The following is a 2,193-nucleotide window of genomic DNA, read 5'->3' on the forward strand; positions in this document are numbered from 1 at the left end:
GTCATTGTAATGGATGCAAGCAAACTACTAGCAGGTTTTGAACAACGATATGGAACGAGTTCTGCACCGGTTCGTTTTTCCATGCTCCAGGACGAGTGAATTTGATTGGAGAGCATATTGACTATAATGGAGGATATGTGCTCCCTGCCGCATTGGAATTCGGGACGACTCTATTAATTCGTGAACGTGAGGATCAATGCATACGACTGGCGTCGACGAATTTTGAATATCAGCTGGATATTGAGCTGCATGTACTTGGTGATGCGAAGCAGGATCAATGGACAGATTATCCAATCGGAGTCATGAATCAGCTCTCGCAATCGGCTCGTGGCTTGACTAGAGGATATGAGCTGCTGTTCCACGGAGATATTCCGAATGGGGCAGGATTGTCTTCTTCTGCATCGCTGGAAGTGGTAACCGCTTATGCGCTGCTTGCGATGGAAGGGCACAGCATTGATCGAACAGACATCGCTGTATTGTCCCAGCGAGCAGAGAATCAATTCGTGGGCGTGAATTGTGGCATCATGGATCAATTCGCAGTATCGCAAGGCAAGCTGGATCATGCCATTCTATTAATGTGCGATACGTTGGAATATACGCATGTACCTTTCCAGACAGAGGGGTACTGTCTTATTATCGGCAATACGAATAAGCGCCGCGGGCTAGTCGATTCGAAGTACAATGAGCGCAGAGCACAGTGTGATGAGGCGGTACGGGCGCTGCAAGCTACATATCCGCATATGACGCTGCTGGCGCAGCTTACCGCGGAGCAATTCGAAGCTGCGGCCGATACGATTGCAGATGATATCGTGCGTGCACGTGCGGCGCATGTCATTGCAGAGCATGATCGTGTGAAGCAGTCGGTTGAGGCGCTGAAGAACAATGACCTGATTCGTTTCGGCGAACTGATGAATGCATCGCATGACTCCTTGCGTGATCTGTATGAAGTCAGCTGCAACGAGTTGGATATTATGGTAGAGGAAGCACGACATATCGAAGGGACACTTGGTTCTCGAATGACGGGAGCAGGATTTGGCGGCTGCACGGTATCGCTCGTACGTGAAGGGGATGCTGAACAATTCGTTGCTCAAGTAGGTTCCGCATATGAACAGCAGACCGGATTACATCCGGAATTTTATATCTGTCGCGTAGGAGATGGGGTAAGGGAGATTAAGCCTTCTCTACAGACAGCAACAATTGGTGAGGAGTGGTAACAGCATGGCAGTATTAGTTACAGGTGGAGCAGGGTATATTGGTTCGCATACGGTTGCAGAATTGCTGGCGCGCGGTGAAGAGGTCGTGATTGTAGATTCGTTAGAGACTGGACATAAAGATGCGGTTCTTGGCGGTACGCTTCATATTGGTGATATTCGCGATAGCGCATTTCTCGATTCTGTATTTGCGCAACATTCTATTGATGCGGTCATTCATTTTGCTGCCTACTCACTTGTTGGCGAGAGCATGAGCAATCCTGCGAAATATTACGATAACAATGTCCACGGCACACTTGTTCTGCTTGAAGCGATGCGCAAGCATCAGGTGTCCCGGATTGTATTCTCGTCAACTGCAGCAACTTACGGGGAGCCGGAGCGCACACCGATCGAAGAGACAGAAGCGACGAACCCGACGAATGTATACGGGGAGACGAAGCTGACGATGGAGCGGATGATGCGCTGGTTTGATCAAGCACATGATATTCGCTTTGTATCGCTGCGTTACTTCAATGCGGCTGGCGCTCATGAAAATGGCAAGATTGGCGAGGATCATAGACCTGAGACGCACCTCATTCCACTTGTATTACAGACAGCACTTGGCCAGCGGAAGGAAATGAAGGTGTTCGGCAACGACTATCCTACAGCTGACGGCACGTGCATTCGTGATTATATCCATGTGAGCGACTTGGCTGATGCCCATGTGCTGGCAGTTGAATACTTGCGCGGCGGCGGCCAGAGCGATGTGTTCAACCTGGGCAGCGGCAACGGGTTTTCGGTTCTGGAAGTGATCCAGACCGCAGAACGGGTTACGGGAAGAAGTGTACCAACTGTGGTGGAAGAGCGCCGAGCAGGAGACCCTGCTGTGCTTATCGCATCGGCTAACAAAGCGAAGTCTGTTCTGGGCTGGAATCCGAAGCGGGATGATCTGAATGTGTTGATCGACAGTGCTTGGAAATGGCATCAAGCACGTCCACACGGA

The 2,193-nt window shown here is 50.3% G+C and carries 1 protein-coding gene and 1 pseudogene; both read left to right on the top strand.

All coding sequences use genetic code 11. The annotated features are described in order from the left end of the window. The first annotated feature begins 9 nt into the window (after positions 1 to 9). Positions 10 to 1,214: pseudogene (locus tag AZ66_RS28735) on the top strand (galactokinase). Between the two features lie 4 nt (positions 1,215 to 1,218). After that, the coding region (gene galE, locus AZ66_RS28740) for a UDP-glucose 4-epimerase GalE (protein ID WP_044358056.1) at positions 1,219 to 2,193 on the top strand (975 nt) is incomplete at its 3' end.

Source organism: Paenibacillus sp. E194, from assembly GCF_000935845.1.
GTDB lineage: Bacteria > Bacillota > Bacilli > Paenibacillales > Paenibacillaceae > Paenibacillus_B > Paenibacillus_B alvei_B.